This is a genomic window from Cellulomonas fimi (assembly GCF_028527925.1).
Classification (GTDB): domain Bacteria; phylum Actinomycetota; class Actinomycetes; order Actinomycetales; family Cellulomonadaceae; genus Cellulomonas; species Cellulomonas fimi_C.
Map to the genome: position 1 here is coordinate 1 of NZ_JAPESW010000115.1, position 1,128 is coordinate 1,128.

Sequence of the window (1,128 nt, forward strand, 5' to 3'; positions counted from 1 at the left end):
GTGCGCGGCACGTGACCGATCGCGACGAACACGCCGGTCGCGGGATGCTCGCGCGTCTGCCCGGTGACGGTGTCGCGCAGGGTCACGCCGGTGACCTTGTCCTCGCCGTGGATGGCGACGACCTCGGCGTTCCACGCGAACTCGATCTTCGGGTCGGCCGCGGCGCGGTCGGCCATGATCTTCGACGCGCGCAGCTGGTCACGGCGGTGCACGAGCGTGACACGCTTGCCGAACCGCGTCAGGAAGGTCGCCTCCTCGACCGCGGAGTCGCCACCGCCGACGACGATGATCTCCTGGTCACGGAAGAAGAATCCGTCACAGGTCGCGCACCACGACACACCGCGCCCGGACAGGCGCTTCTCGTCGTCGAGACCGAGCTCACGGTAGGCCGAGCCGGTGGACAGGATCACGGCGCGCGCGGCGTAGGTCTCGCCGCCGGAGACGGTGACCGTCTTGACCTCGCCCTCGAGCGAGAGCGCGACGGCGTCGTCCCAGAGCACCTCGGCACCGAACTTCTCGGCCTGCTTCTGCAGGGCGTCCATGAGCTCGGGGCCCTGGATCCCGTCGGGGAAGCCGGGGAAGTTCTCCACCTCGGTGGTGTTCATCAGCGCGCCACCGGCGGTCACGGAGCCCGCGACGACCAGCGGCGCCAGGCCGGCACGCGCCGCGTAGATCGCCGCGGTGTAGCCGGCAGGGCCCGATCCGACGATGACGAGGTCGCGGGCGTGCGCGTTGCCACCCATGGTGGTCATGCCTGCACGGCGGGGACGCCGAGCTCGTCGAGCAGCGTCAGGATGCGCGTGCGGATCTCGTCGCGGATCGGGCGGACGGCGTCGATGCCCTGGCCGGCCGGGTCGTCGAGCTTCCAGTCCTCGTACCGCTTGCCGGGGAAGTACGGGCAGGCGTCGCCGCAGCCCATGGTGACCACGACGTCGGAGGCCTGCACGGCCTCGGTGGTGAGGACCTTGGGCTGCTCGGCGGCGATGTCGACGCCCACCTCGGCCATCGCCTGGACCGCGACGGGGTTGACCTGGTCGGCGGGCATCGAGCCGGCCGAGCGGACCTCGACGGCCCCGCCCGACAGGGCGGCAAGGAACCCGGCGGCCATCTGGGAGCGGCCGGCGTTGT

The 1,128-nt window shown here is 71.7% G+C and carries 2 protein-coding genes; both read right to left on the reverse strand.

Annotation, left to right across the window (positions count from 1 at the left end; translation table 11 throughout):
- Window positions 1–752, reverse strand: a 752-nt coding sequence (locus tag OMK64_RS19990; RefSeq protein WP_272730103.1) for an NAD(P)/FAD-dependent oxidoreductase, incomplete at its 3' end; no start/stop codon positions are given.
- Window positions 749–1,128 (reverse strand): arsenate reductase ArsC (locus OMK64_RS19995; RefSeq protein WP_272730104.1); only part of this gene is annotated, 380 nt, incomplete at its 5' end. The genes OMK64_RS19990 and OMK64_RS19995, both read right to left, overlap by 4 nt.